18 protein-coding genes are annotated in these 19,704 nt (G+C 43.4%); 10 read left to right on the top strand and 8 right to left on the bottom strand.

Features of this window, described 5'->3' with window-relative positions:
- Window positions 1–25 precede the first annotated feature (25 nt).
- The 3 genes from AB5542_RS17665 to AB5542_RS17655 form a co-directional block, all read right to left on the bottom strand.
- Window positions 26–1,759, bottom strand: a complete 1,734-nt coding sequence (locus AB5542_RS17665; protein WP_288215383.1) for a C25 family cysteine peptidase — start codon at window positions 1,757–1,759, stop codon at window positions 26–28.
- Between the two features lie 12 nt (window positions 1,760–1,771).
- Window positions 1,772–3,256, bottom strand: coding sequence for a murein transglycosylase domain-containing protein (locus AB5542_RS17660; RefSeq protein WP_340278753.1), 1,485 nt, complete (start codon window positions 3,254–3,256; stop codon window positions 1,772–1,774).
- 634 nt (window positions 3,257–3,890) lie between these two features.
- On the bottom strand, window positions 3,891–5,222 hold the full coding sequence (locus AB5542_RS17655) for an MATE family efflux transporter (RefSeq protein ID WP_288215381.1): 1,332 nt from the start codon (window positions 5,220–5,222) through the stop codon (window positions 3,891–3,893).
- Between the two features lie 114 nt (window positions 5,223–5,336).
- Here AB5542_RS17655 and AB5542_RS17650 point away from each other — a divergent pair, with 114 nt between their 5' ends.
- Window positions 5,337–5,786 (top strand): GatB/YqeY domain-containing protein, encoded by a 450-nt coding sequence (locus AB5542_RS17650; protein WP_340278751.1) that lies wholly within the window; start codon window positions 5,337–5,339, stop codon window positions 5,784–5,786.
- Window positions 5,787–6,011: 225 nt separating this feature from the next.
- A complete protein-coding gene (gene hydG, locus AB5542_RS17645; protein WP_279039570.1) occupies window positions 6,012–7,517 on the top strand; it encodes a [FeFe] hydrogenase H-cluster radical SAM maturase HydG in 1,506 nt (501 codons plus the stop codon).
- A 60-nt stretch (window positions 7,518–7,577) separates the two neighbouring features.
- Here the strand turns inward: hydG and AB5542_RS17640 are convergent, their stop codons facing one another.
- The 3 genes from AB5542_RS17640 to AB5542_RS17630 form a co-directional block, all read right to left on the bottom strand.
- Window positions 7,578–8,327, bottom strand: coding sequence for a hypothetical protein (locus tag AB5542_RS17640; protein ID WP_288215379.1), 750 nt, complete (start codon window positions 8,325–8,327; stop codon window positions 7,578–7,580).
- Between the two features lie 148 nt (window positions 8,328–8,475).
- Window positions 8,476–9,864, bottom strand: coding sequence for a transglycosylase SLT domain-containing protein (locus tag AB5542_RS17635; RefSeq protein ID WP_288215378.1), 1,389 nt, complete (start codon window positions 9,862–9,864; stop codon window positions 8,476–8,478).
- 84 nt (window positions 9,865–9,948) lie between these two features.
- Entirely contained in the window at window positions 9,949–11,925 is a 1,977-nt protein-coding gene (locus tag AB5542_RS17630; protein ID WP_087421145.1) for a putative porin, read from the bottom strand.
- A 79-nt stretch (window positions 11,926–12,004) separates the two neighbouring features.
- On the opposite strand from AB5542_RS17630, the gene AB5542_RS17625 reads away from it, so the two are divergent.
- The 8 genes from AB5542_RS17625 to AB5542_RS17590 all read left to right on the top strand — a co-directional run bounded on the left by AB5542_RS17625 (window position 12,005) and on the right by AB5542_RS17590 (window position 19,156).
- Window positions 12,005–13,708 carry a glutamine--tRNA ligase/YqeY domain fusion protein gene (locus AB5542_RS17625; protein WP_288215377.1) on the top strand — a complete coding sequence of 568 codons (1,704 nt, stop codon included), beginning with the start codon at window positions 12,005–12,007 and terminating at the stop codon, window positions 13,706–13,708.
- 4 nt (window positions 13,709–13,712) lie between these two features.
- Complete coding sequence (locus AB5542_RS17620; RefSeq protein WP_087421147.1) at window positions 13,713–14,609, top strand: YitT family protein; 897 nt, start codon at window positions 13,713–13,715, stop codon at window positions 14,607–14,609.
- 194 nt (window positions 14,610–14,803) lie between these two features.
- Window positions 14,804–15,442, top strand: coding sequence for an MBL fold metallo-hydrolase (locus AB5542_RS17615; protein WP_087421148.1), 639 nt, complete (start codon window positions 14,804–14,806; stop codon window positions 15,440–15,442).
- Between the two features lie 6 nt (window positions 15,443–15,448).
- The gene (locus tag AB5542_RS17610) at window positions 15,449–16,144 is read left to right on the top strand and encodes a 5'-methylthioadenosine/adenosylhomocysteine nucleosidase (RefSeq protein ID WP_087421149.1); all 696 of its coding nucleotides are present in this window, start codon (window positions 15,449–15,451) and stop codon (window positions 16,142–16,144) included.
- A 10-nt stretch (window positions 16,145–16,154) separates the two neighbouring features.
- Entirely contained in the window at window positions 16,155–16,634 is a 480-nt protein-coding gene (locus tag AB5542_RS17605) for an S-ribosylhomocysteine lyase (protein ID WP_087421150.1), read from the top strand.
- Window positions 16,634–17,515 (top strand): metal ABC transporter solute-binding protein, Zn/Mn family, encoded by an 882-nt coding sequence (locus tag AB5542_RS17600; RefSeq protein WP_288215376.1) that lies wholly within the window; start codon window positions 16,634–16,636, stop codon window positions 17,513–17,515. The genes AB5542_RS17605 and AB5542_RS17600 overlap by 1 nt, the downstream gene beginning before the upstream one ends.
- A gap of 4 nt (window positions 17,516–17,519) precedes the next feature.
- Window positions 17,520–18,308 carry a metal ABC transporter ATP-binding protein gene (locus AB5542_RS17595; RefSeq protein WP_087421152.1) on the top strand — a complete coding sequence of 263 codons (789 nt, stop codon included), beginning with the start codon at window positions 17,520–17,522 and terminating at the stop codon, window positions 18,306–18,308.
- A 47-nt stretch (window positions 18,309–18,355) separates the two neighbouring features.
- Complete coding sequence (locus AB5542_RS17590) at window positions 18,356–19,156, top strand: metal ABC transporter permease (RefSeq protein WP_279039559.1); 801 nt, start codon at window positions 18,356–18,358, stop codon at window positions 19,154–19,156.
- Window positions 19,157–19,181: 25 nt separating this feature from the next.
- On the opposite strand, the gene AB5542_RS17585 is transcribed toward AB5542_RS17590, so the two are convergent.
- Both AB5542_RS17585 and AB5542_RS17580 read right to left on the bottom strand, forming a co-directional pair.
- Window positions 19,182–19,397 carry a (4Fe-4S)-binding protein gene (locus tag AB5542_RS17585; protein WP_087421154.1) on the bottom strand — a complete coding sequence of 72 codons (216 nt, stop codon included), beginning with the start codon at window positions 19,395–19,397 and terminating at the stop codon, window positions 19,182–19,184.
- A 6-nt stretch (window positions 19,398–19,403) separates the two neighbouring features.
- A partial coding sequence (locus AB5542_RS17580; protein WP_368243277.1) for a GNAT family N-acetyltransferase occupies window positions 19,404–19,704 on the bottom strand: 301 nt, incomplete at its 5' end.

The raw sequence follows: 19,704 nt of genomic DNA, 5'->3' as shown, positions 1-19,704 counted from the left end.
GTTTTATAGTTTCACGTTTAGTAGATTATCTTGTGGTATATACACTCTTAATTTTCCCATCCGAACTGGTCGTGACAACAAACCGAGTGGGGATCTGCCTTTCGGAAGTCAGGTCATAGTTGAATTTCATCTCTTCCTGCCCGTTGCTGTACTTGATCTTTAAAACTTCTTCCACCGGACGAGGTTTGATTCCATAACTTGCGTACAAGTGTTGTCCTATTGTGGTATGAATTTGTTGGATGTTGGCATTTACAGCACCCCGTACCTGTTCCAGAATAGAGCCGTTCTCTTTTTCTGTTTTTATTTTCTCGATTGTGCATCCTATTTTAGTATTCGGATCGACCAAGGTCGTTTTGGATGTAGCTTTATTTCCGGATTTCAAGTTTGTACGAACGTTCATCGTGGTCATCGGGTCACCGAAAAGGTTGAACTCCACGACGGTCAGTGCGGCATGAGGGTCTCCCGGAACGGTTCCTTGCAACACGGCACTGCGGGCAATAAATAATGCTTCAGCCACTGTATAGCCTTGTAGGATGGCACTGATGAAATAACCGGCGATGATGTCGGCGTAACTTACCGATACTCCGGATTGGGGAGAAGAGGCGTCATCAACGGCACCCCAAGCCACGCGTGATGATCCGACAAATGCCAGCGTGTTCGTGAACAGGGAGGCCAGCAGCATGCTGTGGTGTTGGTCCAGTCCGATAAAACGTCCCCCGTAACAGGCTTCGCTGATAACGATATTGGGTTCCTCGCAGGTCATCATGTGTTCCGGTTCTATGGCCGGTAATGCCCCGTACTCTTCCTTGTTGAGCATAACTCCCGCGTAACCGCGTGATTCCAATCCTTCTCCGCCATGAAGATTGAAATAGTATAACGAGGCGTTCGTGTGGAAAACTTGATGAAGATTCCCTTCCACGACCATGGGGGAAAGGAGTAATCGGTTATAATAGTGATCCGGTGACAGGTAACGGCTCAGATCACGGAAATAATTCCCGTTCAGAAGATCATTTGCCACGTAACTGGACACCTTCTTCCAGTGCGGGTCACATTGACCGTAAGCCTCGTTCATCGGAAACCCGTTGGAATAATCGATGTCGCGCTCCAGATAACCACATAAATCTTCGAGTGAAGCGTCTTCTCCGAGGGGTAACCTTCCCACGAAAAAGAGCTGATCATAAGTAAATGCCGCTTGATTTTCGAGCAAGGTAATCATCTCCTTCCCATAGGGGTAAGCGTAAAGCATATCCGTGTCGATACTGTCATCGTTACTGTCGTTGGGAATGTAGTGATGGATGCATGGCATGGGAATAATGTCACTGCCTCCTATAATAAATAGATATTGCGATATTTCGTCTCCTGCCGCCTGTTCCCCGTTATGGACATCCATCAATATGTCCATGTAATCCCATAACGGGTTGGTTATCTTTAAATGTACTTTTTTCGAGTTACCCCAAAAGCCACTTTTCCGATACGTGTAATTACCTGCATCAACGAGTTTATACGAGATGCCGTATTCCCGTTTCTGTCGGATGAAGGCATCAAAGATGGCCATCAGACTTTGCTCGTCTGTTCCCGTCTTTTCGGCTAGTAGATCCAAGTTCGTGAAAATCAATCCGTGCATACTCATTCCTTGAGGGTGAGGTTTGACGGGAGCTTTTTTTTCGGTGTTACTCTCTTGTTCTATTCTTGCTCCGCATTCCGGGCAAAAATGTATATTCTGATCTTCGATACGATTACCACACTCTGGACAAAACATTGGTATTTCTTTTTATGGTTTGAGATATTTTTCCCGTCGCTTGCTAACTCCTGAAACATAATTGCGGGCCTCACTCGTGCTTAAACGATTCGTGAGGTGGCTGTATAACTGCTCGTAATTATATTTATTAATCAACGGGATTGCTTTGTTTAAATTCGTAGCCCCGGTAAAGGCTCTACTCACGTTTCCCGCTCCGGTATTATAGCTGGCAATGACACAAAGCCTGCGACAATGCGGGTCGGTAACAGAGGAAAATTGATTCATGAGAACACGAAGATAGGCCGTGCCCAGTTCAATATTATTGCGGGGAACGAAAAGATAACTCCGGGTCGGGGCCCAAGTGTTTCTATACACGTAATTATAGGCATCCAATCCCCCGGACTTGGGTACCAGTTGCATCAGCCCGTAAGCGGGTACCCAACTTGTTGCCTCGGGGTTGAAACGGGACTCTTGTTCCATCACGGCAAAAATCAGCGGTTGCTCGATTTGGAATACTTGTGAAAATTCTGCCACGAGGTCTTTATAAAGTGTTGCGTTTTTTGATAGATTGTCGGAAACAAGATTCATTTCTATTTGAACCACTTGACGTACTTTCCCGTCGTCTCCTTTCACTTTCGTGATCTTTTTGGGGCTTTGTGCGGCTATTGTTTTTACTAAAATGGCCTTTTCAGCTTCATTTTGCCAACCCTGTGTTTTTTGTTCGGCCCGTTTGTGTGCTTCTTCCCGTTTGTCCGCTAGAGGATTGCCGGAATTCTTGTTACCTTCTTCTTGTACGCGACGAGCCATAGTTGTTCCCGTGGAGACCGTGTCCCCGGATGATTCTTTCTTTTGATTGGTATTGAGGGACAATTTTTGTCCTTTCACCGTAGGGGTGGGAGGGGCTGTACGAACGGGTGTTGTCTCTTTCCCCGTTGAACTTAAGGTTTTGTCGGGTTTATACATGGAAAAATCGACCAAACCGTCCAGTACGGGATTATTGGTTAAAGGCTTTGAGACGTCAACGGATGATTGGTAAGGGCAGGTTGATCCTTGACTTTTCAGTAAATGTTCAATGGCGGTAGCCAAACGTGTGTTTATAGCGTTGGTATCTACCGTGTTGTTGTTATCAAGGGCGACTTCCACGAGGATTTTTCCTTGGTCAAAATCAACAATCGAGCGATTTTGATAGTCATTACTGTATTCGACCCATTTTGTCGGGGTGTTGTCTACGATCGTATCACTACCCCAGGTCTGTTTGATGGAGCGAGTATAACGAGAATAGTCCGCACGTGCCTGTGCCTCGTATTTTTCGTATTCTTCCAGTGCTTTTTTGCTATATTCTTCAAAATCAGTAACAGTTTGTGTTGCATCCTTTTCGAATTGCCTGCGGAGGGAATCGACAGCTGTCGCACCTGTTGATCCCACGGATTGTGCATGACTGATAGACGGTAAAATAATGATGCACAGAAGAAATATAAATTTCTTTGTGCTTAAATAATACTTAAATTTTAGTTCCACGCTTAAATGAAATTATTCCTATTGGTATTTCTTAATTTTAATCAAAAAAAAGGTGCTTAAAAGCATTGCAATATACAAACATTTTTGTTAATATAAATGGTATTGATTATTAATTAATATGTACGTGTAAAATATAGTTATTCAATAAGTTAAAATAGGCTTTGAGAGCCTGTTATTGAATTTTATTTTAACTATTATTAATTATTTGTTTTAGGGTTAAATAGAGGTGTCTTTTCTTTCTTAAAAAGGCTTTCTGTAGCCTTTTTTAATGTGAATAGTGAAGTTTTTTAACGTTCTATAAACCTCAATTATATATTTCGAGATGGTTTCATTTTGTGTGTTTGGGCAAGGGATGAATGAGGGGAGAAAGTAAGTGAGTTTTGTATAGGAAGTCTATTCTGATTTCATGTTGATTAATGGATGAATAGCACATCAATACCGTCATGAACCTTATAGATACCTTATAGAAACCTTATATGAACCTTATACTAAATAAGGTTCATAAAGTATAGATATAATATATTGAAAAGATTACTTGCGGTATTGATGACTTGTTGATACCCTATCAATAAGGTTACCTGTGAGCTGCTGTTTGGTATCTGCGGACTATCCCCTTATAAATAGAGTATCATCTTCAAACTTTCTTTTGTTGCCATTTCGTGTACTTGAGGTAGAGTAACGAAACGACACCGATTAATATGCCATAAGTGATTTCTACAGTCCACACGAATGCCACATCGGAACGAACGACCGTGGTGAATAGCCACGTTTGGAACGTGTAAAAAATAAGGACAAAACTCTCAAGGATGAGGGCGTGCGTGGTGTTCCCTGTTCCGGAGATGGCCTCGAAGAACGTGATTCCGAAACAGAAACTGAGGGCTGCCAGACCGACCACGTAAAGAGACGGAATAGATGCTGCGATCAGTTCGCTACTATTGGAGTAGATGGATAGCACGTAATGTGGGAATATGTAGCATATAAGTAGAACGGGAAGGACGCTTAGCATGGAGAGTTTCACGATTCGGCGTAAGGTGCTCATGATTTCCGGCTGTCTTTGTTCCCCGATCAAGCGGCTGGTCAGCGTGTTTGCGGTCGCACCGTAACCGAATACCGGGATGAGGATGAGCATATAGACACTGCGTACGATAATGGTTACCGCGATAGGACGTTCTCCCATGTGTTCAATGAGCATGAAAAATATGTACCATGTCCCGAATGACAATAGTTTTTGCAACATGGTCGGGAATGCCGTTTTTAGTACGGTGAGCATGAGCCAACCTTCCAGTTTGTGGAACGAGAAAAGTGCGTATTGTTTGATCGGGAGCTTTAATAAGGTGTAAAAAATGAAGATGAGGAAGGCGGAGGCCTCTGCCATCACGGAGGCTAGTGCCGCACCACCGACTCCCAATTCCGGAAAACCGAATTTTCCGAAAATAAGTAAGTAGTTGAAAATTACGTTGATGGTGGCCATGGCTGCCGTTGAGTAACCGATGATCTTCGTGTTGGAGAGTCCGATGTAAAGGGCTCGGAACAGGAAATTGAAACACACGAATATAATCCCGTAATGGCGGTAGGACATATATTCCATGGCTGCCGCATAAATATTGGGGGACTGGATGGAGGCCCCAAGCAACACATCACTATAATATCGTTGAATGAGGAAAAGAGTCATGGATAGGAGGAACACGAAACATAGTCCGTGTTCGAAAACGACTCCGATCCGGTTTAATTTACCTTCTCCCAATCTTCTCGCCACGATGATTTGTATCCCGATAGAGAACCCCCAAGCCAGCGTGGAAAAGACATAATAGTAAATTCCTGCCATGGCGGAGGCACCCAAAGCAACTTCACTGACTCGTCCCAAGAATGCCGTGTCGGTAAGAGTGATCAGGGTTTGTGCCAAGCTACCTAGTATAATCGGGTAAGCTATGTTCCAGATGGTTTTGTTCGTGATGATTGTTTTCATGTAGGTGTTTTTATGATACAAAATTACGTCAGTATTTCGAAAATTAAAAATGGCTAGTGGAAATTTGAGGAATAAATAGTAACTTCGTGAGTTTTAATTTTAAAATCAGAAACAATGACAATAGAAGAACAGGTTAGCAGAGGCATTATGGCTGCCATGAAGGCTAAAGATACCATTCGTTTGGAAGTTTTAAGAAATATAAAGAAGGTTTTTATTGAGGCGAAGTCTGTTGCCGGGGCTCCGGAGCAAATTGCTGATAGTGAGTGTGTGAAGATTATCCAGAAGTTGGCAAAACAAGGACGTGAGTCGGCTGAAATATATAAAAATCAAGGACGTGAGGATTTGTATGCTCACGAGATGGCTCAGGTGGAAGTGTTGAGCGAGTTCCTGCCGAAACAATTGAGTGAGGAGGAGCTGAGGGCTGCGTTGAAAGCGATTATCGAGAAGGTGGGAGCGACTTCTGCCAAGGAGATGGGAAAAGTGATGGGCGTTGCTTCCAAGGAACTGGCCGGAGTGGCTGACGGCAAAGCGATTTCCGCCATTGTAAAAGAATTATTAAGCTAAGGTTCATAGGAATTTAGGAGAAAAATCTACGGTTTTTACGACAAGGTTATTGATTTTCTTTATCGGCTGATTGAAAATAGATATTAGAAATGGAGGGTATTGATGAAATAATTAACGACCTTTGTATATATGTAAAGATATTCACGTGACGGGAGGTAGGGAAGCAAATGTGTATGGTGAGTTTTGTAGATTTTAGGACTTTTATGAACTTGTAATTGATTAAAAATGAGTAGTGTAAAAGATTGGACTGCCAGCGTGATCAAACAGGCAGAAATCGATAAATATCTGGATGGGGGAAAGGATTTTATTGACGAAGAACAGATATTTGCAGATATTGAAAAGTATAAGAATCCCGATAAACAACAAGTACGGGATATTTTACAAAAATCTTTGGATATAAAGATTTTAACTCCGGCAGAAACGGCAACATTGCTAAACGTGGAGGATCCCGAATTATTACATGAAATGCAGGAAGCCGCGTTGGAAGTGAAGAAGAAAGTATACGATAATCGTATCGTTTTCTTCGCACCCTTGTATTTGTCGAATCTTTGCGTGAACAGCTGTAAATATTGCGGGTTCCGTGCGGAGAATAAAGACGAGGTTCGCCATGTGCTGACGATGGATGAGGTGCGTGATGAGGTGGCAGCCGTGATTGACGAGGGGCATAAGCGAATGATTGCCGTGTACGGTGAGCATCCTAAGAATGGGGCAGACTATATTGCGGATTCTATTTCCACGATTTATTCCGTGAAACGCACGACACCTACGGGAAATGGTTTCAATAATATCCGCCGGGTAAACGTGAATGCGGCTCCGATGGAGATTGCAGACATGAAGAAATTGTGGCGTGCGGGAATCGGTACGTTCCAGGTGTTCCAGGAAACTTATCACCGGGGAAGATATGCCGAATTGCATCCGGCAAACACGGTGAAAGGAAATTATCGTTGGCGGCTTTACGCTATGCACCGGGCTATGGAAGCCGGGGTGGATGACGTGGCTATCGGGGCCTTGTTCGGCTTGTACGATTGGAAGTTCGACGTGATGGGGTTGGTTCACCATGCTTGGGACTTGGAGAAACATTTCGGTATCGGACCGCATACCGTCTCATTCCCGCGTATGCAGCCGGCTCCCGGTTCATTCTTGAGTGAACATTCTCCTTATATCGTGAGTGACGAAGCCATGAAACGGGTGGTTTCCGTGTTGCGTCTGGCAATTCCGTATAGCGGGTTGATCGTGACGGCTCGTGAGAATCCGGATTTGAAACGCGATCTGATCAATCATTACGGGTGTACGCAGACTGATGCATCTTCTAAGTTGGGAATCGGGGCTTATGCCAAGAAATTGAAACAGGAGGAGAACCCGGATAAGGTGCAGTTTATGTTGGGTGACCAGCGTTCTTTGGACGAGGTGATCCGTGAGTTGGCAAATGACGGGATGATTACTTCTTTCTGTACGGCAGGGTATCGTTGTGGTCGTACGGGGGATAAGATCATGAATTTGTTGGAGAAAGGGGTGGAAGGTAAATTCTGTAAACTGAATGCAGTATTGACGTTCCGGGAATATCTGAATGACTACGCTTCTCCGGAGACTCGTGAGATCGGGGAGAAGTTGATCGCACAGGAGTTGCAGGAAATTGAAAATATGCCATTCTTTACAGACAAAAAATTACTCCCCACGTTCCGTTCCTATTATGATAGAATCGCGAGAGGGGAGAGAGATCTGTATATGTAATTTATGATTTACGATTTGTGATTTAAGAATCTAAAATTGTAAATCATAAATCTAAAATAGTTAAAAGGGGAGTTTGAGCGTGATGCGTTCAGCTTCCTTTTTTCTTTTTATTTCTTCTTTTTCACCTTTGCGGAAGACGTAGACCAGACCGAAATGTTCGCATTTCTGGCGGCGTATTTCTTCATCTTCGAGGTCAGCGTAATGAGCCTCGATTTCGTTCCATAAGGTAAGAATGTATTCGTCGGCTTCACCTCGGTATTGTGCAACCTCAGCGCTACAGCGGGCAGAGTTCTGTTGGAATTGTTTCTGGGAGGCGTAGGCTTGTTTGAAGTTTTCGTAGTTCACTTTCACCAAAGCGATAGAAGGACTGTACACGGGACTACCGCCACCATTGCGGGTGCGTTCCTGTTCTCCGGCGATGACTTTTGCTCCCCATTCCAGTAAATCTTGGTCTGAAACTAACGAGGGGAGTTTGGTGTCGTGTTCATCAATCCCATAAAAAGTTCTTGCCACGGGTTTTAATTCTCCCCGGGCAATCGTGAAATTCAGTACTTGCAGAAAATGGGAAATGTATAATTTTGCTTTCCGGGTATATTCTGCATATTTCCTACTGTTCACGTTTTGTTTATCTCTAGCGCATTGAGAATTCGTGATTGCCGTTTTGAATCTCGGTAAGAAGAACTCAATCTTTTGCCTGAGATGTAGTGAAAACGGTAAGTTGTTGATATTAGAAAACTCTTCGTTATTCAAGGCTGTTTCTAATGCCCTTATCCTTGCTGCGTCTGTATTCGGTAATCTTCTGTAAGGCATATCCTTAGCAATTAGTTAAATAATGATCAAAACCTTGATGCGAAGGTATGAAAAATATTAATGTAAATCAATATTCGCCTGCGAGATTTTGTGACATATGATTTACGATTGAATGATTCCAGCCCACGAGCTAACTTTTTATCACAAATTATTTTTTGATTGTGTTCTTATAATGAGTATAGTTTTCCATAATGTTGTTGACGAAGTTGAATGTTTGTTTCCCGTCACAATAGCCGAAGCGGACAACAGAATCCTGGTATATCTCCGGTTGGGATTTGTGGAGCATGAAATAATCTACGTTGTTGTCCCAGACTTTTGGATTTTTCCCGTATGATTCGGCTAACCGAATGGCATCGAGCACGTGTCCCAAGCCGGCATTGTAGGCAGCCAAGGTGAATTTAATCTGTTCCAACGTGTCGAGTTCGAATTTGTTGAACTTGTTTTCCAAATATTTTAGATAGTATGCCCCGACGTGAATGTTGTCTTTGGGTTCTTCGTATTCCTCGAATCCAAGTTGTAGGGAGGTCTCCGGCATAACTTGCATCAGACCAAAGGCTCCGAGGTGCGAAGTGGCTTCCGGGTCAAATCCGGATTCCTGATAGATAACGGCTGCCAGCAAGCGCCAGTCCCAGCCGATTTCCCGAGCTTCTTTTTTGATGATGGGGTCAAAGCTGGAGATGACTCCATTTTTCAGCTTATAGTATTTGGAGTTGTGTAATGATGTGATATAACTATTCTTATAATAACGGTTATACAGGACGTTTAGTTTCCCGCTCTTTTTCATTGTTTCGAGCCAAGTATTGATTTCTTCATCCAATAAGGTAGCCTTTTTCGTGACAGCCCAAGCCACGGGACTCTCAGTGGAGAGTTGAAGAGAGTAATCAATGTGTTTCATATATTGGGAGGCGATCTGGGCTATATTTTTATCGATGACCGTGTAGGGAATTTCCCCGTTTTCTATTTTTAGTAGAATATCTTCGAACGTGACATCTTCCAGTTCGGTGATTTTCAGATTTAATTGTAAGGAATCGTTTAAATGTTGTAGGAATCGGGTGAAAGAGGTCCCTTCTTGTAAAAATATTTCTTTACCCTTCAAGTCATCTACCGATTGGAGAAGCGTGTCCGACGTGTGCTGAACGAGTACTTGACTGGTGGTGAACAAGGGAAGGCTGAATTGCACGTCTTCTTTTCGGGAATCCGTGACAGAGAGGCTCATGGCGATCAAGTCATATTGGCCTTCATTCAGTTTTTGAATGCTTTCGTCAATATTCGTGTTTATTTCGATATTTAGCTTCACTCCCAGATAATCGGCGAAATCTTTTACCAATTCGTAGTGAAATCCTTTGGGAATACCTTTATACACGTAGTAGTCTGTCGTGTTGTAATAGCTACATACATTTAATACCCCGCGTTGCTCTATTTTTTCCAACGTTCCGGGTTCTGGTATGACTAGCGGTAGTTCTTCTTGTTTTGTTTTGCACGAGGCGAAACAGGATAAGAACAACAGCGTGTACGTAATAGTTTTTATTATATACATACTGCAAAAATACGGAAAATGTTGTAAACTACCAAATTAGTAAAAGTAGTTTGTGGTTCTCATCACGTTAGCGAGCTTCTTGTGTTAGTCAAAAAAGTTCCACCGGATACCGAATTTCACCTTTGCCGGGTTGATTGGATAGGTGTATGCCGAGAAATAATCCCTGCTACCAAAGAACTCGTTAAAGTGTTCGTATTTAACAAATAAGTCAGCTCGTTTTATATTTAACGTGACGAATACATCCATTTTCGGATAGTTTCCGGTTTTCTCGATTTCCTGGTTGTAGAACTGCATGATTGCCGGGTCGTACGCATTTGCATAGAACGAGGTGTTGTAGAACAAGTCGATACCGATCTGGAAACCCAAAGCTTGTTTAAAAAAGCGGTTCTGGTAGTAATTGTGCGAGTGAAGTGCTACTTGGGGTAATGGTAGTATCTTTTCCTTGTTGGTCACTTGGTAATACACTTTCTGGTCGAAGTAGAAATGTCCCAGTCGGAATATTTGTTTTGCCCATGCCGTGAATACCATAAGGTCTCCATCATATTGACGGGGCATAGCGGTTGTGTCGAAATAAATATAGTTCTTTGTGTTGTTGAGGGCCACCCCGACTTCTGTCCGAAGGCGTTTATTCGTGTAATGCCCTCGTAAATTGTAGGCGTGTATCTTGTCAAAACTATTCTCCCATTGATTGTGGTTCCCTTGGTATTGGAGATAGTAGTGATTCGGGGTTTGCGTTTCCAGCAAGGCATGGACGGTGACGGAGGAATTTCTTCCTTTATTCAAGTACTGGATAATTTGTCCTTCTAGTGAATAGTCGGCAGAATAATCTCCGGCTAGACAGAAACTCCCCCAGATGTCGAAATTGAACATGGTGGTACTGTCCATGTTAAAGGTTCCTGCTGTCAGGTATGTCCCGGTGTATTTGCTGGTTCCCCTGTTATTAATCGTGTCCAGCGAGACCCGTTGATCGTAACTCAGGTATTTGAATTTAAGTCCGGCATACACGCCCGGTAAATATTTATATTTGGGATGTTCATTCAAAATGAATTTGGCATCGATTTCATATTTCCGGTTTTTGATCATGTCGGAATTTCCCTGTTTACTAATGTAGGTGGTATCAGAGAAAAATCCTTCTTCGACACTTTCTTCTTTGAACGAGTAACGATTATCCTCTGCTTTGAGGGCCAAGGCAAATTTCATGGGATAGGTTATCGTGGTGTCTATCGTGGCACTATCTTTTTGCGTGATGATTTCTTTGGGATTACCGATATTGTATTGCGCTAGAGCCTTGAAATTGAAATTCATGAGGTTGTTCTTTGGCTCCATGGCAAGCCGTGTGCCGACAACTTTGGGATCAAGCGAGGTATCCCGAATATCGGCTAGGTTTTCGATACCACCATTCTCGGTGATGTGTGCCATATTCTGGTTTATGAACATGGATACTGCCATCCGGTCTTTTTCGTATGAACTGAAAAAAGAAAAATTGTAAGTTTTGGATTTTTGATAAGAATAGGCACCATCCGATGAAATGAGGTTATACCGGAATCCGGCATTCCAATAGGGGCGTATGTTCTGGATGTGCCACACGTCCAGCCAATCCTCTGTTTTTCCCCGGCCCCCGCCGTTGAAATAACTTAATTGCGTGAAAGGCGTGGTAGTATTGTAATCTAACGCGTCTTCCGGTTTAAAGAAATAATCTCTTAGCCGATCTTGCGGTAAGAAATCTTCTCCTCGGGGGCGCAGGATGTAAATGTCTGATACGTAAGGTGCCGGGAAATTTCCCAGGTATGTATTGGAAACACTGTGTTTGAATATCAAGTTCGTGTTTTGTAACCCGTCTTGGAGAGTGTCAATCTGGTAAAATTCTTTATACACACCGTCGTGTACCCATTTCCAAGTTAAACGATGATGCGGAACGTAACGTTGTTCTTTCGTGGAATCACGTTGCATTCCTTCTTCCCGGGGATCCCTTCCATCGGGGTTTTCGTAACCAAAATCACTCTGGGCTAGCGACGTGAGTGAAATCAGACAGCATACTATGGTATAAAATATATTTTTCATGGCCTGCAAATATACAGAAACTTTTAAAACTCTCATAAATTAATTACCTTCGCGTCGAATATGTTATAATAATTTTAGTATGGATAAAAATCATCTCGTGGAAGAAGAAGGTGAAGGTAAATCGTTAAACTTCATCGAACAGATTATTGAAGAGGAGTTGGCCGAGGGAAAGAACGGCGGTCGGGTACATACTCGTTTCCCGCCGGAACCGAACGGGTACTTGCATATCGGACATGCAACCTCTATATGCTTGAACTTCGGATTGGCAACCGAATACCAGGGAAAATGCAACCTTCGTTTTGATGACACAAATCCTTCAAAAGAGGATGTCGAATATATTGATTCCATACAACAAGATATTCAATGGTTAGGTTTCCAATGGGAAGGAGAACCGCATTTTGCATCTGATTATTTTCAACAGTTATATGACTGGGCTGAAAAATTGATTCTGGAGGGAAAGGCTTACGTGGACGATCAGCCGGCAGAAGTGATCAGCGCTCAACGTATGACTCCCACGGAACCCGGAGTAAATAGTCCTTACCGGGATCGGACTCCGGAAGAGAATTTGGATTTATTCCGCCGGATGAAAAACGGTGAGTTCCAAGCCGGAGAGAAAGTTTTGCGAGCGAAAATAGATATGGCATCTTCTAATATGTTGATGCGTGACCCGATCATGTACCGTATCATGCACGTGGCTCATCACAGAACCGGGGATAAATGGTGTATTTACCCGATGTATGATTTCACGCATGGTCAGAGCGATTATCTGGAAGGTATTACACATTCGATATGTACATTGGAATTCGAGGTACACCGTCCTTTGTATAACTGGTTTCTGGATCAGTTGATTGACACGGCGTATCGTCCCCGGCAGATTGAGTTTGCCCGTCGTAACTTGAGTTACACGGTGATGAGTAAACGTCGTTTGCTGGAACTCGTTCAGAAGGGAATTGTGGCTGGTTGGGATGATCCTCGTATGCCGACGATTACCGGGTTGAGACGTGCCGGATATACCCCTGAATCTATCCGTAATTTTGCGGAAAAGGTGGGTGTTGCCCGTCGGGAGATCGTGGTGGATATGGCTTTATTGGAGTTCTGTGTCCGGGAGCATTTGAACAAAATCGCTCCCCGTGTGATGGCCGTGTTGGACCCGGTTCGGGTGGTGATTGACAATTACCCGGAAGGACAGACTGAGACCGTGGAGATCGAGAATAATCCGGAGGACGAAACAGCCGGAACGAGAATGGTTCCTTTCTCTCGTGAACTATATATCGAACGGGATGATTTCATGGAGGATGCTCCGAAGAAATTTTTCCGGATGACTTTGGGTAACGAGGTTCGCTTGAAAGGGGCTTATATCGTGAAGTGTGAGAGCGTGGAGAAGGATGCGGAGGGAAATATCACGACAATTCATTGTACGTATGATGCGGATACCCGTAGCGGTACAGGATCGGCAAGTAACCGGAAGGTGAAAGGTACTTTGCATTGGGTGTCTGCTCCGGATGCTATCGAGGCGGAAGTGCGTTTGTACGATCGATTGTTTAAAGATCCGGACCCTGCCGGGCATAAAGATGTTGATTTCAAGGAATTCTTGAATGAAAACTCATTGAAAGTTTTGACGGGCTGTAAGTTGGAGCCGAGTTTGAAGGAGGCGAAAGAAGGTGACCGTTTCCAATTCCAACGTCTGGGATATTTCTGCGTGGATAAAGATTCCAAGCCGGGAGCGCTGGTGTTTAACCGGACTGTTGGTTTGAAGGATACGTGGGCAAAACAAAATAATTAATGTGATGAAAGTTACAAAGGAGAAGTTGATGAGTGAAATCCGGGCGTATCTGTTGATCACGTTCGGTTTGTTGATATACACGTTTGCCGTGACGGCATTTTTGGCTCCGCATCGTATGGTCGGTGGTGGAGTGACCGGTATTTCAACAATTATTTATTTCCTTTCCGGAGAGGTGATTCCGATCGGGTATAGCTATTTCGTGATCAACTTTTTGTTGGTGGCGATTGCTATCAAGATTCTGGGACCTCGTTTCGGTTTTAAGACCATTTACGCTATTTTCATGAGTTCTTTCCTGTTGAGTTTGTTTCAGAACCTGATACACGAACCTCTGTTGGAAGATAAATTCATGTGTGCTGTGATTTCCGGTATCATGTGTGGTGCGGGTATCGGTATTTCTCTGGTGAACGGGGGAAGTACTGCCGGTACGGATATTGTCGCCATGATTATCAACAAGTACCGGAATATCAGTCCGGGTAAAATTATCATGTACATCGATGTGTTTATCATCGGATGTAGTTACTTTATCGGGGAGGATACTGCGATAGATCCCACGGCAAAAATAGCCACTATTATCTATGGTTACGTGGTGATGGGGGTTAACTCCTACACGATTGATTTGGTATTTACGGGACAGATGCAATCGGTACAATTCCTTATATTTTCTCAAAAATACGAGGATGTGGCGAATTCCATTACCCGTGATTTGCGACGCGGCGTTACCGTGGTGGATTGTCAGGGATGGTATACCGGAGAGGCGCGTAAGATGTTGATCGTGGTTGCCCGTAAGAGCGAGATGCAAAATATTATGCGTGTAACGAAGATGGCAGATCCGGATGCGTTCTTGACGATGAACACCGTTATGGGGGTTTATGGTCGGGGATTCGATACGTTGAAAATCTGACGATTCAAATTATAAGAGAGTTAAAGGTTCATAAAGTTTATAAAGTTCATAAGGTGACGGGAGCCTTTCGGACTTTATGAACTTTCGGAACCGAAGGTTCGACTTTATAAACGTTACGGACAAAGAAGTGGATCAAAAGCCTTTTTGATCCACTTCTTTTTTTCGTATATTTGTCGGGTTAAAATGCACGACAGATGAAAATTAAAGTATTTACAAATAATCCATGGCAAGAGAACACGATCGTGTTGTATGACGAGACAGGGGAGGCCGTGGTGATTGATTGCGGTTGTTTTTCGAAGGAAGAAGGACAACGTTTGAAGAGTTTCTTGGTGGAGAATCAGTTGACGCCGGTAGCATTGTTAAATACACATTTGCATATCGATCATATTTTCGGGAATAATTTCATGCTGGATGAGTTTGGGCTATCAGCCCGGGCGCATGAGGCGGATTCGTTTTGGGTAGAGGATGCCGAAAGGTACGCGGCTATGTTAGGTGTGAAAGGAATTACCCCGCCACCGGCTTTGGGGGAATACCTGAAAGATGGGGATATCGTGAAGTTCGGACATTCGGAATTGAAGGTGATCCATGTCCCGGGACACTCTCCGGGAGGGCTTTGCTTTTATAGTGAAAAGGATAAATTACTGGTTGCGGGGGATGTTTTGTTCCAGGGAAGTATTGGCCGGGCTGATTTGCCGGGTGGGGATATGAATCAGTTGTTGAATGGTATCCGGGAAAAATTGTTTATATTACCCGATGATGTTCGTGTCATTCCCGGGCATGGAGGATTCACGACGATCGGAGAAGAAAAAAGAATGAATCCATTTTTTCAATAGAGTTATATGAGAAGGATCGGAATAATTGTGGCCATGACGTCCGAGTACGGACTGGTGAAATCATTATTGGAACAGACAAAAGAAGAACCTGTTCGCGGACTTCTTTTTACGGAAGGACGCATCGGGAACGTGGAAGTTATTTTGGTTAAAAGCGGTATTGGAAAGGTATGTGCTGCTGTCGGTACGATGGAAATGATACAGCGTTACACGCCGGATATTATTGTCAATACCGGGGTTGCGGGGGGGATAGATCCCTTGACAGAAGTGATGGATATTGTCGTGGGCGAGAATATGGTTTATCATGACGTGTGGTGTGGAGAAGGAAATGAATATGGTCAGGTGCAAGGTTTGCCGGCTCGTTTTGTTTCGGATAAGGAGCTGTGTAAATTGGCATTATCTGTTGCTCATGATGGTAATGTTTACGGAGGTTTGATATGTAGCGGGGATAAGTTTATTACCGATAAAGAGGAGTTGACGGAGATTAAAAAACGTTTTCCGGAAGGAATGGCGGTCGACATGGAATCATGTGCCATTGCACAGGTTTGCTATATGTGTGGGGTTCCATTCTTGAGCTATCGTATTATCAGTGATACTCCCGGGGTAAAAGATCATTACAAACAATATTTGAATTTTTGGGAAGAGGCTCCTAAACGTTCTTTTGAAATGATTAAAGTGTTGATCAAAGCCTTATCAGAAGAATAAAATTTAAAGCATGGAAAAAATACCGAGTTTTACGATTGATCACCTGCGCTTGTTGAGGGGAATTTATGTTTCCCGTAAAGACTATTTAGGTGATCAGGTGGTCACGACGTTTGATATACGCATGAAGGAACCGAACCGGGAACCCGTGTTGGGACAGGGAGAGTTACATACGATAGAGCATCTGGCGGCGACCTATTTGCGCAATCATAAGGAGTGGGGTGACAAGATCGTGTTTTGGGGACCAATGGGGTGCTGTACGGGAAATTACTTTTTGATGAAAGGCGACTTGGAGTCCCGTGACATCGTGGAGTTAATGCGGGAAACCTTCCGTTTTATCCGGGATTTCGAGGGAGAAGTCCCCGGTGTTGCTGCTAGAGATTGCGGTAATTATTTGTTGCACAATTTACCCATGGCAAAATACGAGGCTGCAAAATATCTTTCCGAAGTGTTAGACGTGATCGAAGAGAAGAATTTGATATATCCAATATAATGAAAATAGGAATTATAGTTGTTTTGATAGCCTTATTAACGGCTTGTGGGGAGAATAAAGACAAGGAGAGAACGATTAGCGTGAGTATTTTACCACAGCGTTATTTCGTGGAGAGAATTACGGGTGATTACGTGAAGGTGAACGTGATGATTCCACCGGGAGCGAATCCTGCGGTGAGTGATCTGAGTACGGAGCAGTTGAAGGCTTTACACAGTAGCTCTGTTTATTTTGCCGTGGGATATTTGCCTTTCGAGTTGAGTAATTTGTATCCTTTTCTGGAAACTCAGAAAAATATGTTACTCGTGAAGCAATCTGTCGGGATGGATTTGGAGCAAGGAACTTGTAATCATGACCACGGACATGGACATCAGCACGATCACGGTTCGCATGACGGGAATTTTGATCCTCACGTGTGGATGTCTCCCCGGTATGCGGAGATGATGGCTCGCACGATATTGGATGTGTTGGCGGCAAAATTCCCCGATCAGAGGGAGGCGTTTGAAAAGAACTATCGTCAGTTCCGGGTGGAGATTGATAGCATTGATCAGGCAGCCCGTCGAATTATTCCGAAGAAAGAGAATAAAACTTTTCTAATTTATCATCCGGCACTGACTTATTTTGCCAAGGATTACGGGATGGAACAAATCTCTATTGAAGATGAGGGAAAGGAACCGAATCCTTCGCACTTGAAAGCGGTGATCGATACTTGCCGGGCTAAAGGAATAAAGATTGTTTTCATTCAGAATCAATTTGATGTGGCCAATGCCAAGGCTATCGCCAAGGAGATTGATGGAGAGGTGATAACCATAGACCCGCTGAGTCCGGACTGGAAGGCCGAGATGTGTTCTTTATTGGGTATCATTGAACAGAAAATGAAATAGAAGAATGAATGAACTTCTGGAGTTAAAAGGGATTACAGCGGGATACGAGCAGGCGGTCGTGTTGCGGGATGTAAATCTTACCATTCGGGAACATGATTTTATCGGGATCATCGGACCGAACGGGGGTGGAAAAACAACTTTATTGAAGGTGATTTTGGGATTGCTAAAACCTTTCTCCGGTGAAATTGTTTATCATGTTACTAAACAATCTTTGTTTGGTTATTTGCCTCAGAACAGCCGTTTTGACGCGAGATTTCCGATTAGCGTGAAAGAGGTCGTTTTGTCCGGTTTGATGTCGGAGAAGGGAATTTTTAAGGGTTACACGAGGGCTGATCGGGAAAAGGTGGATGAGCTTTTAAAAACATACGGAATGGGAGGATTCGGGAATCGCCCGATAGGAGAGCTTTCCGGGGGACAGATGCAGCGGGTATTCTTGTGTCGAGCTATTATTTCTTCCCCGAAGATTCTTATTCTGGATGAGCCTTCTACTTACGTGGATGCGAATTTTGAGAATGAGTTCTATTCCGTGTTGGGCGAATTGAACAAAACGATGAGTATCGTGATGGTTTCTCACGATTTGGGAACAATCTGCTCTTACGTGAAGACGATAGCCTGCGTGAATGGCGGCTTGCATTACCATGAATCAAATCTGATCACGCCGGAACAATTGAAATTATATAATTGTCCGATTGAATTGATCTCTCACGGTACGGTGCCTCATCGGGTGTTGTTGAAACACGATCGTACAATTGAAAATGGAGAATTGAAAATTGAAAGTGAAGGGAAGCACTAGATTGATTGTTTTTTCAATCTAAAATCATTAAATCTAAAATTAATAAGGTGTTTGAATTATTAGAATATACTTTTTTCCAGAATGCACTGTTGTGTACAATTCTGATTGGCGTGAGTTGTGGATTGATAGGAACTTATATCGTGGCCAAACGGATGGTCTTTATCAGTGGGGGAATTACACACGCTTCTTTCGGGGGATTGGGATTAGCCTATTTCTTAGGGCTATCGCCTCTTTTCGGAGCGGCCGTGTTTGCTTTAGCCGCCGCTTTCTGTATTCTATATCTTTCGGATAATAAGCGATTTAAGGAAGATTCATTGATTGGGATATTCTGGTCTGCGGGTATGGCTATCGGGGTGTTGTTTATTTATCTGACACCGGGGTATGCTCCTAATTTGTTATCTTACTTGTTTGGTAATATCCTCACGGTGACGGGGGAGCAGGTTATTCTCTCGCTTTTGTTGTGTTTGGTGATCATCGTGTTTTTTGCTAAATTTTATCGTCCTCTATTCTATATCGCTTTTGATAAAGAATATAGCCGGACACATTTCGTTGCATTGAATGGTCTGGAAATCGGAATTACGGCATTGATCGCTTTGTGTATCGTGTTGTGTATGAAACTAGCGGGAATCATTCTCGTGATTTCGTACCTCACCATGCCACAGGCTATTGCCGGGATGTTTTATAAGAATTTCACGAAACAGCTTGTGTGGGCAACGATTATTAGTTGTGCTGGTTCGGTTATCGGCTTATTTACTTCGGCAGCGCTGAAATTACCTTCGGGGGCAACTATCGTGCTTTGTTTCTTGTTGATATTTATTGTTTGCTATTTGTGGAAAAGGAAAAAATAAAAGTCGCCGAATTTGGCGACTTTCACTACTTATTCATTTTGTAACTTAATGCTCCAGAAGGACATTTGTTAATTTGTTCGATTAATTCTGCCGTCGTGGCATTCTCGATTTTGACCCAAGGTCTTTCTTTGGGATTGTATACCTTGGGTAACATTTTCACGCACACTCCGGCGTGTTGGCATAAACCCGGTTGCCAGATAATGGTTAACTCTCCGTTTGTATATTCAATTTTCTTATCCATGTGTGCTTATTTTATATTAATACCTTTCATCACGATGCGTCTCCATTCGGGGTGTTTCTTGATATAAGCTGCCACGAAAGGACAAAGTGGAACTAACCGTAAACCTTGCCGCTCAATGTCTTGTAACGTTTTTTCTACCAACTGGCTACCTATCCCTTTCCCTTCCAGTTCCCGCGGGACTTCTGTATGGGTAAGATATATTTCTCCGTTGATTGATTTTATATATTCGATTTTCGGGGTATAGTTCCCGATACGGAATTCGTATTGTTGCCGATGTACGTCATCTTTTAATTCATAATCCCTGTCT

This window comes from Butyricimonas sp. RTP31003st1_G1_RTP31003_210430, assembly GCF_040920905.1.
Lineage (GTDB): Bacteria > Bacteroidota > Bacteroidia > Bacteroidales > Marinifilaceae > Butyricimonas > Butyricimonas paravirosa.
Note: the sequence above shows the minus strand (reverse complement) of the source record. Positions and strands in the feature narration are given on the sequence as shown.